Source organism: Dictyobacter sp. Z7_2 (genome assembly GCF_057551105.1).
Genome location: NZ_BAAJPE010000002.1, coordinates 2,029,107 through 2,048,787, shown reverse-complemented (window position 1 = coordinate 2,048,787; position 19,681 = coordinate 2,029,107). Strand labels below are relative to the sequence as shown.

At 44.0% G+C, this 19,681-nt stretch carries 17 protein-coding genes; 3 read left to right on the top strand and 14 right to left on the bottom strand.

Annotated features, from left to right (window positions below):
• Positions 1-37 precede the first annotated feature (37 nt).
• Positions 38-508 (top strand): hypothetical protein, encoded by a 471-nt coding sequence (locus tag AC27N8_RS22050; RefSeq protein WP_487069554.1) that lies wholly within the window; start codon positions 38-40, stop codon positions 506-508.
• Positions 509-1,292: 784 nt separating this feature from the next.
• On the opposite strand, the gene AC27N8_RS22045 is transcribed toward AC27N8_RS22050, so the two are convergent.
• The 10 genes from AC27N8_RS22045 to AC27N8_RS22000 all read right to left on the bottom strand — a co-directional run bounded on the left by AC27N8_RS22045 (position 1,293) and on the right by AC27N8_RS22000 (position 14,048).
• Positions 1,293-2,210 carry a hypothetical protein gene (locus AC27N8_RS22045; RefSeq protein WP_487069553.1) on the bottom strand — a complete coding sequence of 306 codons (918 nt, stop codon included), beginning with the start codon at positions 2,208-2,210 and terminating at the stop codon, positions 1,293-1,295.
• A gap of 911 nt (positions 2,211-3,121) precedes the next feature.
• Positions 3,122-5,296 carry a tetratricopeptide repeat protein gene (locus AC27N8_RS22040; protein ID WP_487069552.1) on the bottom strand — a complete coding sequence of 725 codons (2,175 nt, stop codon included), beginning with the start codon at positions 5,294-5,296 and terminating at the stop codon, positions 3,122-3,124.
• Between the two features lie 460 nt (positions 5,297-5,756).
• Positions 5,757-6,731, bottom strand: a complete 975-nt coding sequence (locus AC27N8_RS22035; protein ID WP_487069551.1) for a DUF488 domain-containing protein — start codon at positions 6,729-6,731, stop codon at positions 5,757-5,759.
• A 251-nt stretch (positions 6,732-6,982) separates the two neighbouring features.
• Positions 6,983-8,137 (bottom strand): tyrosine-type recombinase/integrase, encoded by a 1,155-nt coding sequence (locus tag AC27N8_RS22030; protein ID WP_487069550.1) that lies wholly within the window; start codon positions 8,135-8,137, stop codon positions 6,983-6,985.
• 115 nt (positions 8,138-8,252) lie between these two features.
• On the bottom strand, positions 8,253-8,861 hold the full coding sequence (locus AC27N8_RS22025; protein WP_487069549.1) for a hypothetical protein: 609 nt from the start codon (positions 8,859-8,861) through the stop codon (positions 8,253-8,255).
• A gap of 34 nt (positions 8,862-8,895) precedes the next feature.
• Positions 8,896-9,714: a hypothetical protein gene (locus AC27N8_RS22020; protein WP_487069548.1), complete on the bottom strand. Its 819-nt coding sequence runs from the start codon at positions 9,712-9,714 to the stop codon at positions 8,896-8,898.
• 286 nt (positions 9,715-10,000) lie between these two features.
• Positions 10,001-11,203, bottom strand: coding sequence for a hypothetical protein (locus AC27N8_RS22015; RefSeq protein ID WP_487069547.1), 1,203 nt, complete (start codon positions 11,201-11,203; stop codon positions 10,001-10,003).
• Positions 11,200-12,870, bottom strand: a complete 1,671-nt coding sequence (locus AC27N8_RS22010) for an AAA family ATPase (protein ID WP_487069546.1) — start codon at positions 12,868-12,870, stop codon at positions 11,200-11,202. Before AC27N8_RS22010 ends, AC27N8_RS22015 begins: the two co-directional genes overlap by 4 nt.
• An 87-nt stretch (positions 12,871-12,957) precedes the next feature.
• Positions 12,958-13,164, bottom strand: coding sequence for a helix-turn-helix domain-containing protein (locus tag AC27N8_RS22005; protein WP_487069545.1), 207 nt, complete (start codon positions 13,162-13,164; stop codon positions 12,958-12,960).
• A 29-nt stretch (positions 13,165-13,193) separates the two neighbouring features.
• Entirely contained in the window at positions 13,194-14,048 is an 855-nt protein-coding gene (locus AC27N8_RS22000; protein ID WP_487069544.1) for a hypothetical protein, read from the bottom strand.
• 325 nt (positions 14,049-14,373) lie between these two features.
• Here AC27N8_RS22000 and AC27N8_RS21995 point away from each other — a divergent pair, with 325 nt between their 5' ends.
• Complete coding sequence (locus tag AC27N8_RS21995; protein ID WP_487069543.1) at positions 14,374-15,930, top strand: hypothetical protein; 1,557 nt, start codon at positions 14,374-14,376, stop codon at positions 15,928-15,930.
• Positions 15,931-16,003: 73 nt separating this feature from the next.
• Here AC27N8_RS21995 and AC27N8_RS21990 read toward each other — a convergent pair whose 3' ends face one another.
• From AC27N8_RS21990 to AC27N8_RS21975, 4 genes are all read right to left on the bottom strand, one after another.
• Positions 16,004-16,549, bottom strand: a complete 546-nt coding sequence (locus tag AC27N8_RS21990; protein ID WP_487069542.1) for a helix-turn-helix transcriptional regulator — start codon at positions 16,547-16,549, stop codon at positions 16,004-16,006.
• Between the two features lie 408 nt (positions 16,550-16,957).
• Complete coding sequence (locus AC27N8_RS21985) at positions 16,958-17,182, bottom strand: hypothetical protein (protein ID WP_487069541.1); 225 nt, start codon at positions 17,180-17,182, stop codon at positions 16,958-16,960.
• 69 nt (positions 17,183-17,251) lie between these two features.
• The gene (locus tag AC27N8_RS21980) at positions 17,252-18,142 is read right to left on the bottom strand and encodes a class I SAM-dependent methyltransferase (protein ID WP_487069540.1); all 891 of its coding nucleotides are present in this window, start codon (positions 18,140-18,142) and stop codon (positions 17,252-17,254) included.
• Between the two features lie 105 nt (positions 18,143-18,247).
• The gene (locus tag AC27N8_RS21975; RefSeq protein WP_487069539.1) at positions 18,248-18,523 is read right to left on the bottom strand and encodes a hypothetical protein; all 276 of its coding nucleotides are present in this window, start codon (positions 18,521-18,523) and stop codon (positions 18,248-18,250) included.
• Between the two features lie 473 nt (positions 18,524-18,996).
• On the opposite strand from AC27N8_RS21975, the gene AC27N8_RS21970 reads away from it, so the two are divergent.
• The gene (locus AC27N8_RS21970; RefSeq protein ID WP_487069538.1) at positions 18,997-19,221 is read left to right on the top strand and encodes a helix-turn-helix domain-containing protein; all 225 of its coding nucleotides are present in this window, start codon (positions 18,997-18,999) and stop codon (positions 19,219-19,221) included.
• Positions 19,222-19,681 lie beyond the last annotated feature (460 nt).

Here is a 19,681-nt window from a genome sequence, read left to right as displayed (position 1 = left end):
TTGCAGCGTAGATCATGTAATGAATTGAGGATGAGCAATGCAACAACCCGTTCCATTTTATCTTCGCAAAGCAGAGAATGCTTACAATTTCTTTACACGCATGGAAGCGTCGAATACACTATTCACTCTAGCAGATATCTCTCAATCTACAGGATACAGAGCATCAGTTGTTGAACGATATCTCCGTATGAAGTGGCTCAAGTGGTTTATCGAACCAGCTGGAAACGGTCACTATCGATGTACCAAGGCTATTTACGACCACGATAAAACGTTCTTTATCAGGACTCTTAGCCAGGGTATTCATTTTCCTGAACTATCACCACCATCACAGGCCACTAACGTTGTATCTCCACTACCAACTTTCGACACGACCGGTTATGTTCTTTTCATCGCAGCTCTTATGATCATTGCGGCTTTCTACAAGGTTTCATATCGTTGGCGGTACGCAATCAGTGTGTGGTATGGGAAACAGTGGTGGTTGATATGGTGGCCATTGGTACTGCATTAACGTTTATCGTCGCTAGTATATTTGCGTTTGTCGTTGTGGTAATTTTTTGATGTATTAAAAATGCAGTAGCTTGCTTGAAATTATTTGTGCGAAATGGAATGGGACATTTTATCCAATACAAGGAAGGAGGTTGCATCTGATTGTTGGCTAGAACGGTCCATACAGACGTGTATCCTGGAAGTTGATCTAGGGATGGGAGGACATGGGAATAGGTATCTAATGTTGATACTAATCTGACGATGTTCCGGGCAGTTCTGTGCATTTTTACATGGGTTCCTAATAGTAATAAAATGCTTGCTGTACTGTGTTGCGGGTCGTGATAACGAATAATTAGGAGCTTCCTTTTGATGATGATTGGTTGGTATAACTGACGAATCGTATTGCTAATATCACTAAATGGTTGTGCATGTTGTAGCTTGCGGAGGTAAAGCTGGATAGGCTGAAGGTATATGATCATGCTGTATTAATCATCCGGAATGTGAATCAAATCTACGTAGTATTTGTACTTAGATCATTATAAATATAGCGCAATTGCACTACAAGAATTATACCTTTTTTTCCTCAGAATCTCGTTGATCTTTTGCCTGATATTGTTTGTGATTGTGCCAGGATCAGATTAGTGATTTGGTTGTTTCTATTTCTTAATTTGATATATCTCGCAAGCATTATGCACGATCCCAAGCTCACGAGCCAAGAGTTTCGCATTGATACTGATTCCTTTAATCAGGGAGATACCTCGTTTTCGCCTTCTTTTGTGGCCTTTCTAGATGGTACTACTTGCTCGTTAAAAGAGCTTAAGTTGCGATGCATGTACGGAATCGACATTACGTTTTTTCTGATTTTTATTCTTTTGATGTTCATCTGGATTGAGCGGATAAAAAAGACCAACAATAATAAACGGATTGTTGGCACGACGACGTTGATATTCCTGGGTCGTCCCCAGGAAAAAATAAAGATCATATTTGGGAGAACAAAACTCGTAAAAATACTTTTGTTGCACTTTTTGATTGGCTGCTCGCTCATCTCCCTGATACTTCTCAAGCATTTTCCAATATAACCGACCGATCTCCCAGTCTTCTATCATGAGCTGTCGAGGCTCTTTGTCGCCCTGTGTGCGAAACTTATAATAGTATTTGTACGGAAGTTTCTTTGGAGGCTGACGGCTCTTCCCATCATGGGCATCTATTTGGAAAAGTTTTGCCTGGAGCATATGATTACGCCATTGTGGAGGCCACTCGCGGTCTGGTTGTTCTTCAATCACAAAATCTACAATATTTAGTGGTTTCAATGTAGCAAGTGACTTATGAGGCTTATCTCTTGAGAGCACGATTAAATCCTTCATTGAGGAGAACGTTTCTTTGAAGACATACTTTTTGCGTTCCTCCCAATAGTTATCAGTGCTGATCTGTTTCCCTATCTGAATATATTCAGCACCATGGCGGGGACGATAACTCTCAGGTCGAAAATCATCGGTATTCTTTACCAGATCGAGCGTTATCCATTGATATTTACTGTATTGTTTATCATATGGGAGATCCAGAAAAGGAACGGGATAAATCCGGATCCATTTGCTATCATGGAGAAAGCCGGCTGTACACACGAGTTCTCCATATTTATTTGATGGCAATGGATAGGTTTTGACAGTGATTAATACTTCAGCATTGGGGATTTCGTAAGGCAAGTATTCATACGAGGATGACAATAGACACCTCCTCATGAATCATGGAGAAATATATTACACGGTATCTTGCACTTATGAATATACTACATTTTTCGTCAAAAATCCATGAGAAACCTGTGGGCTTACCAATAATTGAGAAGAGTATAGAGATACGTGTAAATTTGGGAATTCTGGATGAGAATTTTGACGATTAGGTGAGCAGTTCGACCTCTTTTACTTGTCGATACAAGGCCGCCGGGTAGATATCAAGAACTGCACACATGTCTAGAAAGGAATGTCTTCTATTTGCAAATATCTGCCGAGCCAATGCGATTTTTCCATTGGTCCTGAGTTTTCTTGGCTGTTCGCCTCTATGCCCGTGGACTTGTGGTGCTGCTAACCCTGCATTGGTACGCTCTCAAATGAGATCCTGCTCAGCGCTCCCATCATGGGAGATATTTGTTTGCCGTCTGGTATTGACATATCAATTTGCTCACTCAAGCTCACGAACTCAATGTTGTGCTCTTTAAGTATCAATCATCTGGGGCAACGAGCGGCCTGGTTTTCATACGATGAGCATATCGCTTGTCCGCACATACACTAGCACTTTATCCAGTCCTTTTCGCACAGCTTTTGATCCTGTCATTTTGCCTATAAACCATTTATTATCGCTTGCTTCTTTCCGTACATCTATCTGAAGTGTCTCTTGTTGCTACTGTTTGGAAATGCGTACACATCCAATCTTTATAAGCTCGTCCATATGTCTCAGGTTTCCCGTTAACGGCCTGGCCTTTTGAGATGCTGATTATGAGATGAGTTATGAGATTTGTCAAGGAACATTCTGCATATGTGGAAGTGGTGCGCAGCCGCTTGAAAAAACAGGCCAAGTTGTCTCATTAAACGGCCATTTTTGAGATAATATAGCAGAGCCGTAACGAGGGAACAGTGTATGCTTAAACGGAGTCAGACGCATCTTCCAGTTTCAATGCTTCCGCATCACGCTTCATCCTTCGTAAAAGCTGAGCATAGCTTTTTCGTGCCTGCTTTGTGTTGGGATGCTCAGGTCCCAGCGCCAACTCTTTGATGTGGAGGGCGCGGCGGTACAAGGGTTCGGCCTCGGCATACTTGCCCTGATCCTGTGCCAGCGTGGCAAGAGCATGCAAGGTGGTTCCGGTGTTGGGATGCTCGGGTCCCAGCGCCAACTCTTTGATGTGGAGGGCGCGGCGGTACAAGGGTTCGGCCTCGGCATACTTGCCCTGAGCCTGTGCCAGGACAGCAAGCTGATGCAAGGTGCTTCCAGTGGAGGGATGCTCGGGTCCCAGCGCCAACTCATAGATGTGGAGGGCGCGGCGGTACAAGGGTTCGGCTTCGGCATAGCGCGCACGATCCTGAAGGTAGGATGCTGACGCAGAGAGCAAACGTCCCGCTTCCGATGTGGTGATCTGGTACTCTTGGATCATCTGTGTTCCTCTGAGCGCCTGGATCAGGAGCCGTTCACATTGTGACCAGGTGCTATGTTCCGCATCTGGAAACGCCGCATTGATCGCCAACATGGCTCGTTCGGCCCAGATCTGCTGTTCCTTTTTCTCCATTGCATCCTGGAGCACCGCTTGGACGAGCCGATGAACAAAGAGTGTCTTCTCTCTAGGATCACGTCGAATCAGCGAATAGGCCCGTAAGACTTCGATGGCTTGATTGCGTCGAAAGACATCTGAGGCCAGAGGAGCAAGTACTGATCCCAATACCGATGGGTCCGCTGTCAAGATCTCTTCCGCAATAGCATCCGGGGCAAAATAGGCACACAGCCGTAGCAGGTCCGCCGCCACAGGATCTTTCTCCTGAACCCGCTCGAAAGAGAGTGACCAAGTGGTTGCGACGGCCTCAGGATGATCGGGAATAAGCGAACGGCGCTCTTCCAACAATGTCTGTCGATGCGTCTGATAGAGTTTATGATACTCTTCGACGCTTATCCCTGTCGCTTCCAGATAGGCTCCTGCTTGATCCAACGCCAGGGGGAGACCTCCCAACTCGTGTGTCAACAGCCTTGCCCAATGGCGATCTTCTGGGGAGAGAGGGGACCGTTCCGTTTCAGGAGTCAGGAGTCCGGCTCGCCGTAAGAGCAACGTTGCCCCTTGCTCATCAGAAAGATTTTCCACCTCCAGTCGTGTTGCGAGCCGTTGCATATCCCAGGCTCTGGTGGTGATCAGTACATGACCACCAGGAGCAGGTGGCAGAAACGGAGGCAACAAATTCAGATCGTCGGCATTATCAAGAATGAGTAACCACTTGTGCCGGGTTTGCAGCCATACTTTGACCGCCTCAATCGTGATCTCCTGCTCTTTGGCTTCCCGTTCTGGCAACTTGAGGAGCGTGGCAATGGTGAGGTAGGAGGAAAGAAGTTCATCTTGATTCTCCGCGCGTGCCCAGAAGACTGCCTCATAGTCTTGGAAGTAGCGATAGGCATATTCCGTGGCCATCTGCGTCTTGCCGATCCCGCCCAGCCCACTGATGGCATAAGGAGATTGAGAAAGTGCTGTGGTCTGTCCCGTGAGCAATTGGGTATGCAGCTTCACCAGAAGTTCATCCCGTCCTAGAAAGAAGACATTGCGCGAGTACGGAATATTCCAGATGGCGGGCAATCCAGCACGAACCACACTGGCAGGCGTGAACGACAGATCTTCAATCGCCCGACGCAGACCAGCCACCACATCCATCAACGCCTCGTCCCTGTCATTCCAGCTCGTAATCGCTCTCGCGTCGGTTGGCAATGCGTGCAGATGAGCAAAGGGAGCACCTTTCCAGTCAACGGGCCGGACCGCAATCGGAATCACCCGTGCTTGCCCCGCCTCATGCCGTTCCAGTGCTCGTTTCATTTCCACTTCATAACAATAATCCGAAGCGAGAAAGTCAGCACTCACGAGCAGAAGGATGATGGATGCCTGCTCCAGACGCTGGTCAATGACCCCGGCCCAGTTGGTGCCAGGAACAATCTGCCGATCAAACCATGTCGAGATTACCCCTTGCCGCCGGAGCAAGCTTAGGTGGGTCACCAACTTTTTCAACCATACCTCATCTTTATGGGCGTAGGAAAGAAAAACACTGACCTGATTGCTATCTGTTGTCATCATAAACCTTCTACGATGCTTCATTTCAATACAGAGAACGATATCTATCTATTAAGGAGAGGAAAGAAATACCCACTGGTCTTTTTTTTCGGAGAAGTCTCAAGAAACGAACGATTTTGAGACAGCCTATCACAGAAAGACATCTCTTAACACAGCTCCATGGTGAGATTCTTGCGATTTGCTTCGATGACCTCTTTTGTGACCACTGTCATTTTATGAGCGGTTACATTATGCTCGACTTGCATCATGAGACGATCAGTCAAAAGCATATTGCCTCTCGTAATGCGGAGGATGGTTACCACTGCTTCCTGATTGATACGTTGTCTGAATGAGTGAAGACACGATGGCTTCAGCGCTGAGCAAGAAAAAAGCGTGTCATATCGTCAGACAATGGTACGTATTCGGATGAGGATGACAATGGACACCTTCTCATGAATCATCTCGAAAAACATAACGCAGTATCTTATACTAATGAATATACTGCATTTTTCGCAAAAAATCCATGAGAAACCTGTGTACTTGGCAACGATTGAAAAGAGAGTCGTGAGGAGCTATGAGCGCCAAGATGTTTTATTGGCAACTTAAACTGAGGATCATTCTGGAGATATTCTCCAATTTTATGACGGTGACAACATGCCGGATTGGCCTCAAAGCAGGTCAAAGCTACACGCTCAAAATCATGAGAAAGGGTCTTTACATGTTCAAGAGCATCACGATGTTCAGGTAAAATTTCAGCAGCATAATAGGTAAATAAATTGTTATACGCCTCATCATTTGTCAAATCTTTTCGTAAGCGCGAGGGAACGCCGAGATCGGGAATATGAATATATGTGAGTCCAGCCGTTTGTGCCGCCGCTGCCAATTGTTTTTTCGAGTACCCTGGTTTCATAGAAATCGGATTTTTTCTGACGTCGATAATTGCCTTCACGTCATGGCTCAAGAGAATGTCCAGATACGCATCAATGGACAATCCTTCATATCCAAGAGTAAATACGCAGGAACTGTTGTTCTCATTCCATGAGCATGTCCTCTGAATATCTTCAGAAAGAATGTTGTCAGAGGAATGTAGACTTCCTGATGCGAGTGATGGAATGTTTTTGTTCATCAACTGGAGAAATGTTTCATTGCGCACATCGCCGATTTCTGATTGAAATGCCCGCAACATTATTTGATCTTTTTTTTGCAACTGATTTATATACACTTGATTTTCATTAATGTGAAAACCAGGCAGATCTGCAAGGAATCCAAGCGTCGTTAAACGGTGTTTATCTGATTGGAGGATGACGCTATATACTCCATGGTTCACAGGAAAAAAGTCATAAAAATTCTTTTCTCTTCGGAGACAAAAAAGGAGTAAGAGTGCCGTACAGTCTTCTTGTGCAAGCGAACCACCAAATATCTCGATAAGAGCAAGTAAAATTTTTCTTCGATAAAACATTGTAGAAACTCCTGTCTATTCCTCTTCCATAGTATAAACGACAGTGCTTAGAATGTGATAAGAACAGGACTTTTCCAAAGAATATGAGAACAATGGTCCTAACAATATGTCACGGGAAGCGTCTGTATAAAAATTTATTCTTTGAGGCTGGCAGAAATAGTGCCTTTCTGGTCTCCATATTGGTATTATAGGAAAAAGAAGGTGTACTACACACCTCTACATCGCAATGAATATGTTAAGAATGGCTATGGCTACTCTTTAATTGCACTGCTCCTTTCTCGTGACCCGGACAGGAGCGTATCCAGGCTGCTTACCGCATCTTTTTGGAGCGATGGAAGCACGTGTGAGTAGATATCTAGCGTTGTACTCACCTGGCTATGTCCAAGCAATTCTTGTACTACTTTCACGTGAACACCCAAGAGCAACAATAAACTGGCTGTACTATGTCGCAGATCGTGAAAGCGAATCATGGGTAGGTTTGCTTTGATAAGGATTGGTCGAAATGACCGGTGAATCATATTGCTGGCATCAATCGGATTTCCAATCGTGTTGCAAAAGATCCACTCTTGTTCATTCCATATTGGACCGGCCGCTTGTCGTGTTTCCTGTTGGCGTATTTGGTGTTGTTTCAAGACTTCGGTGGCTCTCCTGGTCAGGTGAATGCGCCTGCGGCTCTTTGCTGTTTTGGGTTCTGATATGGTAAAACCTTTTCCAACCAGGCGTGCTATGGTTCGTTTCACCTGGAGTGTTGCTGTTGTTAGATCGATATCTTCCCATTTGAGTGCTAAGAGCTCACCTTGTCGCATCCCGGTAGTAAGAGCAAGCACGTAGAGAGCTTCTAATGGATCATCTCTGGCAGCTTCCAAAAATTGTTGAGCTTGCTCTCCTGAAAGGATCCGCATCTCTTTTCTGGGAATGCGTGGGGTTCTGACTGCATCGCAGATGTTGCGCATCACTAATTGCCATTTTAAAGCATCACCAAGTGCTTTGTGGAGAACGCGATGAATATGCGTCACGGTTTGTGGGGCATAGCCTTCCTCCAATTTTTGGTTGTAAAGCATTTGTAGTTGCTGAGGATTCAGTTTCTGTAGTTTCACTTTTCCTAGTGTCGGGAGGATATGTAGGATGACAATCTCTCGATAGCGTCTATAAGTGCGTTCTCTCACACCATTCTTGACAGTATCGCGTAGCCATGATAGCAGGAAATCACGAAGCGTTTGGTTTTCGTTTAATAAAAGTACGCCTTGATTTTTATTCTGGTTTGCCTTTCTTGCCGCTTGAATGGCGTCCTTCTGCGTTTTGCAATAGATGGATTTGCGTTTTCCGTTGTCCAAGAAGATAGATGCAACCCAGCGCCCATCCTTGCGCTGGTAGATGGTCCCTTCGCCATTTGCTCTTCGACTCATATGTATCACGTTGCCCTCTCGCTTGGTAAGCGTGGTGGGGAGGAGATGAGGAAAACTATCATTGAGGTGATTATTCGTTGACTTCCTTCCTCCTCCTCATCTTATTTACAATTGTTTATAGGCGTTTTTTTCCATCTCTATCAAAGGGCTCGAGTACTCCAAGAAGGTTTCTTTGCCGACAGGTATGCATTGCCTGTGGTTTATGCTGCAAGGGTAATCCTGGAATTGGGTATCCCCATTGTCTCTGGTCTTCTCGGATAATGGCCTCTGAGAAGGCTCCATCAATATGTAAGGTAACTGGAGCAACACGTGCTACAAGGTTTTTATCTGAAGGTTGCCAAAGTGGTTCAACATACATAACATCCATATTTTTCATCGAAGCAGGCGGATGAGGAAAAAGCATACTGCGTGAAGCAAGAAAATTTTCGTAAAGCTCATATTTAACATGGATCATAGACTCACTTTGTTGTGGTGTCAGGTCCAGTATGCGCATCACGGTTCCAATATGAATATGTACAGGAGCAAGACGAATGCGATATTTTTGTTCATCTTCGGTGCCACCGAGGTACTCAATCTGCTCAAGGTAGGAGAATTCGTAATCTCCTTGCCAATCAGTGAGCTTGCTTAGGATATGATCCTGGTCTATGTATGCTAGTGCAGCAGCGCAATTCGTAAGCAGAGGTACACGTGGTTGCATAGTGTTTTCTCCTTTATCTGTTGACAAGATCTCATGTTGTCTTGATGATAATGAGAGCAAGCTATAAGCGTTGCTCAAGATCGTGGATATAAATGTGTTGTTTTCGTTCTTTTTCGAGTTCGTTAAAGGCGAGATCTTCGTTCTGGAATTTTTTCAAGGCCTTTGTGAACGTTGATTTGACGCTCGGATCCACATAGTAATGAGCACTTGTGAAGAAATTGATCAGCTCTAGAAAGATCTTTTCCCAGGTGTGATAGGATTTTTCAGAGAGCTCCACTTCAATAGCACTGGTTACGATTGGTGCCTCTAAATCATCTTTCAGACGGTATCTGAGTACTGCATCAGGCAAATGGTTCCCTCGATATTCACGTGGAATCCACAGATTTGGATCTTGTTTCTGTTGGACTTTGAAGCGCTCTCGAGTAACATGGTACTGGCGCTCACTTTCCCACTGAAAACCAGGACGAGATCCATACATTTCCTCAATGACGCTTCGTGTTTCATTGATCCAGAGAATATGATCCAGGTCTGAGTGGCATGGATCAATAAAACGTAAAGAAAGATTGCAATGATAAAGGCCTTTTCGTGTCAGATAGATCCAACCAGGCGTGTCATAATAGATTTTCTGATATGCTGCTAAACCTAGTTTTTTCCAGCGTTCGATGACGTCGCGAGTGCGTGTCTCTGAGAGACAATCTGGATTTTGTGACTGAGACTCAGGATGATGTGCAAGCAAACCCTGTAATTGATCAAAACGGTAGGCTGTCTGCTCACCTATTAGCCGAAGCGTGTCTTCATCACGCTGAGTGATCTGTGGATGCCCTTTGTCTGAACGCATCTTACGTGCAGATGCATCGTTGAGTTTTGTTTGTTTTTTCATAGGTTAGGTTCCTTTCCTTCTCTGTATGCTACCTACGCAGTTGAAATGAGAGTGAATAATATGTGTATCTCATAAAAAGTTGAAAAATCATTTAATGATAAGAAAATGAATGGGTCTGGTACTATCCTGTTGGTCTAGGTTCTCGACGCACTTTTCTCCAGGTGTTATGGGGCTGGCGCTGCCCTTCGATGGAAGGTGTATCCTCCCGTTTCGCATATCGGGAAGAAAACGGGGGGATACAGACCTTTTTATGCATAGATGATGTTCTACTGCGCGTATCTGAATTTTATTCTTCTTGATTTTCCTGCTTTGAACTTGTATAGTCTGGTTCTTTCGGTGTAGGCGTTTTTGCTTCACCAGTAGGTTGGGCTCGCGGGCGTATGCTCAGCCATTTGTTGCAGTATGAACGGTGCATATGTGCACGTCTGGCAAGTGTTCGCCCTGAAATCTTCTGTCCTTCTGCTACAAGTTCCTGATAGGCAAGTTCCAGGCGTTCTTCTCGGCTCATAGGTATTGTATTTTGATCCATTGAATGTGGCTCTATCGCATGATGGCGCTGTGGATCTAGGCTCTCTCCTTGTGGTTCTAATGGATCTGGTGCTACTGTTGCGTAGCGCTGTGGTGGCTTCTGCGGTACCACTGGCTCCAAGCGGGATGGATCTGGTATTGATGAGCCTGTCTGGTTTTGGAGTGGATCCATCGGCGCTAATTCTGTTGTTCCATTCCGTGTATGTGCGAGATCCAGTTGTTGAGGTGGTTCTTCACTAATAGATGTATGATGAGCCTGTGTGGGATCTAGCTCCATCGTGATATGCGTCTGTGCTGTACTATTCTGATGTGTTAGGACCTGCAATAGCAAAGTCACATCTTCAATTGTAAAGTGAGGCGATCCAGTGTTCTGCATCTGCTCTTTTTGTGGTACGTTCTGTTCTGGCTGGCTAGTCTGTGATGACCCTTCTTGTAGAAGGTGTTCATTCGATTCTGGAGTTGTGAGATTTTTCAAGGATACATCGCGCAAACGACTCATGAGCACAAAGCCAACGACGGCAATTGAGCGCAAACTGCTCAGCAGTTCGACATTGAGTCCCATTAATGACATCGCATGATTGATCGGTACATGAATAGCGTGGCTAAAGATGTCAATATTGGTGATCGTGCCAGCAACCAATGCTAGAAGACTGGTGAGCAGACAATATAGTACACATTTGATCCAATCTCTCTGCTTGATGCAGAACAATACATGATAAAAAGAGATTGCCAGACTGGAATCTATCGCAAGTGCCTGAGCCCATGCCCATGCTTGCGATGCTGGTGTTGTGGTTCCGAGAATGGTTCCATCGGTCAGAAAGTTAGCGCTACTGACAACTAGTCCAGCCGCCAATAGGAGCTCTGAGGTCTTAGCAATAAAATTGGTAATAAAACGTAAAAATGTGTCATACCAAACTAATGAGACAAACGCATCGAGGCGTGAATGGTTGTGTTGTGTCATACCTCTTTCCTTTCGTCTTCTTCACTTTTAGGTTCTACAACTGTCCATTGTGCGGTTGTTGAATGAAAGGTAAGCGAAAGTGTTTGTTCCTGAATGTCTCGTCCTGTGATGAACAAAGTTGCCTCGTCTCGTTCTCGCTCACGTTTGAGCAAGAGGATTTCATCCATCACTCCAGCTAATCCTGTTGATCCAGTAATCTGGTCGAGAATGTCCTGCCCTGATGATTTCCGTAAGTGATGAATCACCAGAATCGCGAGATGATGGGTATCCGCGAGCTGTTTAAGTGGAGACAGGGACGCATAGTCCATCTCATATTGTGTGCGTGCACGTGGCGGTGTGAGTGGGGATAACTTGGACCATGTGTCTATGATGACGAGGCCTAGTTTAGGATGTGCCTGTATGTAGGCTTCAAGATCGGCTAGCCCTGCTGAATCTAAGCGTGCATGCTGTACTGCAAATTCAAGACTGGTAGGCATTGCTGTCAGCGTTGCTAGCAACAGTTTGGTGCGTGCTTGCAAGCGTTGTGGCGTATCTTCCAGAGCCAGGTACAAGACATCGCTCTGATTTGCTGTATAGGACTGGAATAAAGGCCCTCCTGAGGCAACTGCAAGCGCTAACTGAAGGGAGAGCCAACTTTTGCCTTGTTTGGGTTTGCCAACCAGTAAAAGTAGTCCCTCTGGGATCAAATTGGGGATGATCCAATGAATCGGATAAAATGGAATTTCCAGCAATCGTTGAAGCGAAAATGGAACTGTGAGGTCTTGTTCTGATAAAGGGACTGGTATCGTATCAGGTACCGGTCTTTGGTATACGGTTTGTGAGTGATCAAGTGCCTGTTGAAAAATCGTTTTAAATGCTTTCCAATTATGTTTATGTAACTCATTGGGATCTTTGGCATCTGGTAGCGAGACAACAGCGGCAGAGCCATTCCAGTTCCATAACTGTAACAATTCGACAATGGCATCAACAAACTGTTGACCGGCTTTATCTGGTTCTTGGATAATGTAGAGTTGCGTAATCCCTTTGAAGTATGAAGATGTGAGCGTGGTCTTGGCCATCTCTGCACCAGGCAGTCCCAAGGAGTGGTAACCTTGAAACAGTAAGGTGAGATGATCTGTCTCGCCCTCGACAAGAATGAGATACCCATCTTCCCTCGCCTTCTCTAGTTGTTCCAATCCATATGGAATGATCTCCCCAGGGCCCTTTGTCCACCATGATCCTTCTTTGGCCACTAATGCATTACGGATACGATGGCGTGGGGCAAATGTACCATCTTCTTTGTAGTAAGGGATGCGCAAACCTCCATTTGGCTCCTCGGTAATTCCCTGGTTAATAAGGAAGCGCCAGGAGAGCATTTTATCTTGAGCAAAGTCTCGTAGCGTGATGCCTGGGCGTGATTGTCGTCTAGAGGTGGACGATGAAGGCTTTGAAGTTAGATCTGATATGGTGATCCCAAGCGCATTGACAATATCGTGAACTGAGCAGCCCGCATGACAATAGAGTAGCACTTGATTCTCTTTGCCAATGGAGATACTCAAACTGGGATGATGATCATCGTGTGCAGGACAGCAAGCAGTCCAACCGTGCAATGATTTGTGAACTTTTTTCAGTTTGGAAAGAATCTCTTTTAGAAGAGGGATACAGTTTTCATTTATGCTCGTTTCCACTGCATTAATCCTTTCGATTTGAATAGTATTACAGTAGCATGTCTGTATGACAGGATGTGCGTTTATCCTAATGCAAACATATGCATATTATGAGAGGCGAATGTCTTTCTCTTGATCTTTTAACCAGGAATCTAATGTTTCTTTGTGGATACGCACTAAACGTCCCAAATTAATAGTGGGCAAGCCGCTATGTATGAGTTTGTAGACATGAGCTCGGCAGATGCCGAGATATGTCGCCACCTGGGGGATGGTTAAAAGCATCGATGTGGATGCTGCGTCTAATGGCTCTTGCATGGGTTTCTTTTTCTCCTTTGTCCTCATGACTAGTCGAACTGTGACGATGCTGTAAGCGTACAGTTTGCAATTTCCTGAAGGATATGGGTAATGCGTTGTGCACGTTCAACTGTCGTGCAAGAAGCTTTCCATAAAAGTTGAGTTGCGATTTGATCATAGATGGTCGTCAAGATCTCAGGATCCTCTTCCAACTTCTCAAAAGTGGGGATGTTAATCCCAAGGTATGCAAGGTACAAATCTAAGATGGACTCTCCAATCAGAGCCGGAACTGGAATAGAAAGTTGGAAAAGCGCAGCTGTTACCTCTAGCTGCATTTGCACTTGTGCAAGATCATAAGCAAGAATGTAGTGTCCAGAAAGCGCTTTTGTAAGATTATTCCAGACCTTCGTGAGTGGTATCAACGTTGTTGCTTGTGACGTGTATTTTGTCGGAGTACTCCAATCTGGTAGCGACCCTTGCTGGGCATATTGTGGTAGAAAATCTTGATCAAAGAGGACTGTTCCATCGTTCTCCATGATAGTTAGTCGTTTAAGTTCAGGTAACCCCTTCCCATCAGATTGCACATTCTCAGTAACAACAATATGTGGAGAAAGTGCTAGCAAGCTTTGTGCGCGAGTCACATCACGAATGCTAGGGACATAGGGCAGTTGCAGTAAACGTTGTTGCAGCGCATAGAGTGTTGGAGCTACCTTCTCGAATATTTCCATCTCCAACGCAAAAGAATGAAGTTTGGCCCATCGTTGGGAAATTTTTATTTTCACAATATTCCAACTCTTAATGTCCTCATAACCCGTAATGGGACCTATGTATGCTTCGAGCTCCTTCAAGTTGCGGTCAATCATGACTACTTCCTGGTTGAGTTTGCTCATGAGCAAATCTTCCATATGTTTCCTCCTTATACATTAGCGATTTTTTTATGAATGTTTGATCTTGCTCCAATGGAAAAGATCAGGCAATGCTAAATCCTTTTTTCTTTTTGCTGGCTGGTTATTAGTGTTGATCACTATCAGGTGAGCGTCACTGTAGGAATTTTGCCAGATGAAGCGTGAACATGACCATAGACAAACACGAGTTTTTTAAAGTTTGCTGTTTGTTATAACCTTTGTTATAGCTCATTCGTCCTATATACAGGTTGTTTGTTCCGTTTTTGGTCGCTGAGAATTCCTCAATATTGTGATGCTAATAATACAGGAGGGTAAGACTGGTTATATGCACCTTGGGAAATGGAATGTCACTTTGGTAAGGAAAATTTTTACGCGTATAAAACGAGGTATTCCATTAAATATTTCAAAGGAGACGACGACACTTACTGTGTTAGTTCGTATGAATCCTCAGCATGGACGAAATCCTTTGTTACATAGTGTGTTTTTGTGTCTTATTATTAGTAGCTATGCTTTTTTTTCGTTGTTGATGTTTTTCTCTTTTGATTTTGAGGATATTCCAATCAAGCTCTGGCAAGATTTGGGCGGTAGCACTGAGCGTGTATTAACATCGCTTTTTGATCCCCAGCATCTTAATATAACGCAGAGTTTTTATGTTCTACTAACTTGGTTTTATGTGCTGTTTCTTTCTATAGCTATCTGGCTTGCAATTCATTCTATACGCTTTTTTAAAGAGCTGAAATTGTTGCGAACATTTTCACGATTAGATTCTTCGCAACTTCGTGAATTCGCGATTGGAAAGTATCTGCATATCACGTATCCTCTCTGGTTTCATAGCAATGTAGTTGAGTCTCCCTCTCCCAAGCTCCTTTTAGATGTGCTAAAAGAGAGAGAAGGATTGGATGATGAATGGGTGGCTAAGACAATTGCTACGCTCGAACCCGACGTGGGAGAGAGTCCATCCGAACAAAGATTTTTGATTTCGTTAACAGATCGTGTTACCCTCTCAATTATTGGTTCTGTTAAGGAGCCTTTACAATTTTCCAAAGCTCAAGCTTCTCTTGTGAGTTTTCTTGCAACGCGTGAAAAAGATGTTTGGGTGCCGAAAGAAGAGATTATTTCCTCACTGTATGGAGTAGAGCATGATTCCAATATTAATGTACTTCGGAGTCGTATCAACGTGTCAGTACGTGATTATATAAAGAACGCAAATTTGTTCGACACAATGGATAATGACGAAAATCTTTCTCCAGCGAAAATCGAGCTTATCGAGTTTGAACTCCGGGGAAATAAATCGTTTTGGCGTCTGAATTTAGCCTGTGATATAGCTATTTTTGCAGAGCTTGACCGATTATATCGAAGTATCTGTGATGTACACATTCAACAGGAGGGCGTTTCTTTTTTAAGTATTGAGGATCTTCAGATTGCTTGTGAGCAGAATTTGCGCATATATGGAGCTGGTTTCCTCTCAAAATATCTTCAGGCGGATTCTATGCCTTATTGGGTGCAGCAACAATATTGTGTTCATCGTGACCGTTGGTTGAGTGTTTTAACTTATGCGATTGAACGAGAACGAGAGTATCTAGATGGGCTAGAATCTGGTAAAAAGAAAAAAGAGGTGGCTCGTACTCTAGCAAGATTTCATGGTCAAAGAGCCTTTGCTGAGACTGGGGCTGTTCCTCAGCCTCCGTATGGTCAACAAGATCTCATAATGTGCCTTAAGATTTGTCGACAACTAAAAAATGTGGGAATAGCTCGTGAGATTTGTCGCGAATATGTGAATCATCGGCGCACGATTGATAAAACATGGGATGTGAGTGACTCGCTTTATAATGTCTGGCCAGATGCCTTCAATAGGGTGGCTTATCGATCAAAGGAGATATAAGGTGTTGAATAATATATGGCCGTTGTCTAGCACAGTATGTTACAGCGGCCATGATATATATGAAGGTAAAACGTTATAGCACCTTATCCGATAGATCGATAATCTGGCGTGGAGTGTTGGTGCTGGTTGTATATTGTAGATACACATCATCTAAACGCACAGTATATCGCGAATAGATGGGATATCCAATTTCTTCTGGTGGACATCTGAATACTTGGCAGAGCAGGCGGAGATGAGTGAGGGATGGGTTCACGTTTTCACTTTCCCAGCTACTGACCATTATGACTGGCACGTCAACCTGTTGAGCTACTTCCCATTGGGTATAGCCAGCTCGTTGTCTCGTTTCAATGAGGGAGGAATTGGGTGAATGTGAGAATGATGGTTGCGTTTCCTTCATTGGAGTATCATCGATGCATTCTGGTGAGGTCAATTGGTTGTACCCAATCTCTTTGGGCTGACAGCCGTACACTTGGCAGAGGCGTTTGATGTGTTGGGCTGTAGGATTGCGGTCACCATATTCCCAGAGAACAATGGATAATGGGCTGATACCCAACTTTTTACTAAGGTGCTTCTGCGTAAGACCATGCCTATGTCGCATGTTTGCCAATTTATCATTCAAGGCGAGCCTCCTTTATGATGTGTGATGGATTTGTCTCATCTTCGTTTGAATATGCTATTGTTAATAAAATTCTTCAAGGTTTTTATCTGGCCATGATCTTCGGCGCATCGAATCTGTAACGAGGCTATTGGTTAGTGCTGCTGCTGCTCCTGTTTCTCCTCATCAGAATCCTTCTTTTCCTGTTTGCTTAGTGGGTAGCCAGGAAGCTCAATACCGTCGATGTGTGACCCTATCGAGATAGGGAGTGAAATGAAATTGTGTGGCCTGGGGGTAGTGACTGCACCAGGGATAAGCTATGACGGCTGTATGTTTCTGGTTTCGTGCATATACTAAGTGGTAGCTATCCATGACATGCCCCTCTTCATCCGTGCTATTTGTTCGGATAATCCATAAGCACAGATGATCATCCTAGGTTATCAGATCGACGGAATCAAAAGAAAGCTGGAGGCTGGTATGGTGCGAGAGGGCAGTTAGCAGTTTTTTTGCATCCAAGAGAGAAATCGGCTTTTGCAGGAGGGCATAGTAGATGATCTGCGTCTCCAGGCCTGCCTGTTGTGCCAGGATAGGGAGATCAAATGGATTACGAAGTCGGATCTGTACCAGTGTTTGCTTGTGCGTATTCTCTTGCATCATCAGTATTCCTCCTGCACCGTAGGTGTGTATCCTGGGTTGTCGCGTTACAATTGCGTATTTTGGCTTCTTCTATTTTTGCCCGTACGCAACATAGAATTCATGCGTGGTATGGTAGGATTCCCATTCATTGGGTAGTTCCGAAAGGGTAGTATCAAAGTTGTCTGGGGCAACACCGCCCATTGAACAGAAAAAGTTTTTGAGTCCCTGGAAGGCTGCATACATATCTGTCGCGTATAAATTTCCTTCTTTCCCGCCCCATGCACCTACTGGAAGCCGAAATGTTTGAGCATGGATCTCTCCCAATCCGACGCTGCTTAGCATGTTTCCAATATGTTTCACCAATGTGAGATCGATTCCTTTCTTTCTACTGGCTGACTGTCCCCATTGCAGAAACGTATAGGTATGTGCTCCTACATGTCGATAGCAGTTTCCCGCTTCTGCCAGTTCGATATATCCTCTTGGCCGCGTCACACGGACGAGTTCTTGTAGCACTACAGGCCATTGGGTAGCTGGGATGGCACTAACGAGCAGTCGCTGATGCACGAAATCAAAATGATCATTGGGAAAAGGCAGTGGTTCCATGATATTTCCTGCGACGAAATGATAGTTTTCTGGTGGCAGAAAGCCGGTTCCTTGTGGTTGTTCCAGGTCAAATCCGCACACCTGAGCATGTGGAAATTGGCGTGCAACGTCGTAAGCCCATTGTGCTGTCCCCGTTCCTACATCAAGAATCCGACTCACTGAGTGATCGATTGGAGCGTGATAATGTCCTCCCAGCAATTTGGAGAGAACATAGTGTTGAAAATTGATGCGTTCCTCCTCAAGTGCATCCTTGGGCAACGCATAAGGAACATCGACTCGGTGACGACGGCCTTCGATAAATGAGATCTCACGTTGAGGTGAATGATTGTTGGATAGTGATTTCTGTTTCTTCCTGGTTAAGAATGCAAAGATATGCATTATTCTTATCCTCACTTGTTAATCAAAATGACTCATAAACAACTTTCTAAAAAGACTCTTATTCGTTTGATGATGATGGAAAATTCTTGTGTGAAATGGTATTGATCACAATTGCTTATGCATCTTGTCATCGTCATTGCCAGAGCTATTCGGGACTTTGTTTTGCGAAGCGTCGAGGGCTTGGACTATGAGTGGCATGGCTTGATCGCCGACATGAGTGCGCAACTCTTGATGAAGTAGCTCCATACGCTCCATTTTTGCTGTAATAAACTGATGTTGTGAGACGCCGCTGGCTGTCCCTGAGAGACCAAGTCTGGCTGCGTCATATTCAGTGTTGATAAGATCAAGTAACCGGGCGACATTACTGGTATGTTGTTTCATGATGTTTCCCTCTTGGTGTGATATGGTTTTCATCCTTACATACTGTAAAAGACATAATGTCGTTCTATCTACATGTTGTCCTTATGAATCATGTAGTTATTCTTAAAGGCTTTGGGTTATTTCTGTTGCATTTTGATTCTTGATTAATGCGGTAGTTGTATGAAAAAGTTTAAAGAGTTTATGTTTTTATCATATTAACCCCCTTTTTTATTGGTCCTCTTAACTATGGGACATTAGATTTCTGATCTAGACAAGATAAACTACTTGATGAGGAAAATGGACCATTTTTTAATGTTATACTCACTATTTTTAGTTTCTATCCTCAGGTATCTTTTTTTTAATCCGACATATTGATAGTAACATTACTTTTTGTTGCAGTCAATAGAGTAACTGTGATTATTGAACTTCTGTAGATGAACCGTGTTCAGTACTCAGTACTATTGGTACAATCGGAGGAAAACAGAGGAATATATATGATCCGGTTGAGAGTAAAAGAAGTCGCTGAAGAAAAAGGCGTAAGTATGACTCAGTTGACGCATATGACTTTCCTTGCATTTAATACTGTACGATCTTTATGGCGAAATCCAACTAAACCAGTTAGTACTGAAACTCTTGAGCGAGTTGCAAAAGCGTTAGGTGTATCTGTACATTCATTAATTGAAGAGATTGAGGATACACCAAAGGATATCTCTAAATAGTTTTGCTACGTTATTTTCAACCTCTTATTTAGCCGACCCTGACATCCAGGTTTTATGATGAAATGACATATTTTGGGAAATTGATAATATTAAAACAAGTTGTATCTACGCCACGTTAGTTTAATTCTTCAATGAGAGTGGATGTATCTGGCCATCTATTGGCGTGCTAAAAATGAGCAGCTTATTCTTTCTTATCTTGCTCATTTGTATACTCAATGAACGCAACGATTGACGTCTTCTATTGTGGTACCTCACCATAAATGCCTCTGCGATTATTTCTGATCAGAAACTGCTATTGGTCAATCTATTTAATTAAGTGCAAGTAGACATTCTTTTTTATCTAGGCTAGGACAATGTTACCCATATGTAACTGTTCTGATGAACAAGGCTGGCACGTTTATTGACTTTCCTTGTTCGTTTTTCTACGGTCGCGATTCTGGTTTTACCGACAGTTGTTTTA

Coding starts and splice junctions, on each gene's coding strand:
- AC27N8_RS22050 (WP_487069554.1), top strand. CDS start 38: ATGCAACAACCCGTTCCATTTTATCTTCGCAAAGCAGAGAATGCTTAC.
- AC27N8_RS22040 (WP_487069552.1), bottom strand. CDS start 5,296: ATGATGACAACAGATAGCAATCAGGTCAGTGTTTTTCTTTCCTACGCC.
- AC27N8_RS22035 (WP_487069551.1), bottom strand. CDS start 6,731: ATGTTTTATCGAAGAAAAATTTTACTTGCTCTTATCGAGATATTTGGT.
- AC27N8_RS22030 (WP_487069550.1), bottom strand. CDS start 8,137: ATGAGTCGAAGAGCAAATGGCGAAGGGACCATCTACCAGCGCAAGGAT.
- AC27N8_RS22020 (WP_487069548.1), bottom strand. CDS start 9,714: ATGAAAAAACAAACAAAACTCAACGATGCATCTGCACGTAAGATGCGT.
- AC27N8_RS22015 (WP_487069547.1), bottom strand. CDS start 11,203: ATGACACAACACAACCATTCACGCCTCGATGCGTTTGTCTCATTAGTT.
- AC27N8_RS22005 (WP_487069545.1), bottom strand. CDS start 13,164: ATGCAAGAGCCATTAGACGCAGCATCCACATCGATGCTTTTAACCATC.
- AC27N8_RS22000 (WP_487069544.1), bottom strand. CDS start 14,048: ATGGAAGATTTGCTCATGAGCAAACTCAACCAGGAAGTAGTCATGATT.
- AC27N8_RS21995 (WP_487069543.1), top strand. CDS start 14,374: ATGCACCTTGGGAAATGGAATGTCACTTTGGTAAGGAAAATTTTTACG.
- AC27N8_RS21985 (WP_487069541.1), bottom strand. CDS start 17,182: ATGATGCAAGAGAATACGCACAAGCAAACACTGGTACAGATCCGACTT.
- AC27N8_RS21980 (WP_487069540.1), bottom strand. CDS start 18,142: ATGCATATCTTTGCATTCTTAACCAGGAAGAAACAGAAATCACTATCC.
- AC27N8_RS21975 (WP_487069539.1), bottom strand. CDS start 18,523: ATGAAACAACATACCAGTAATGTCGCCCGGTTACTTGATCTTATCAAC.
- AC27N8_RS21970 (WP_487069538.1), top strand. CDS start 18,997: ATGATCCGGTTGAGAGTAAAAGAAGTCGCTGAAGAAAAAGGCGTAAGT.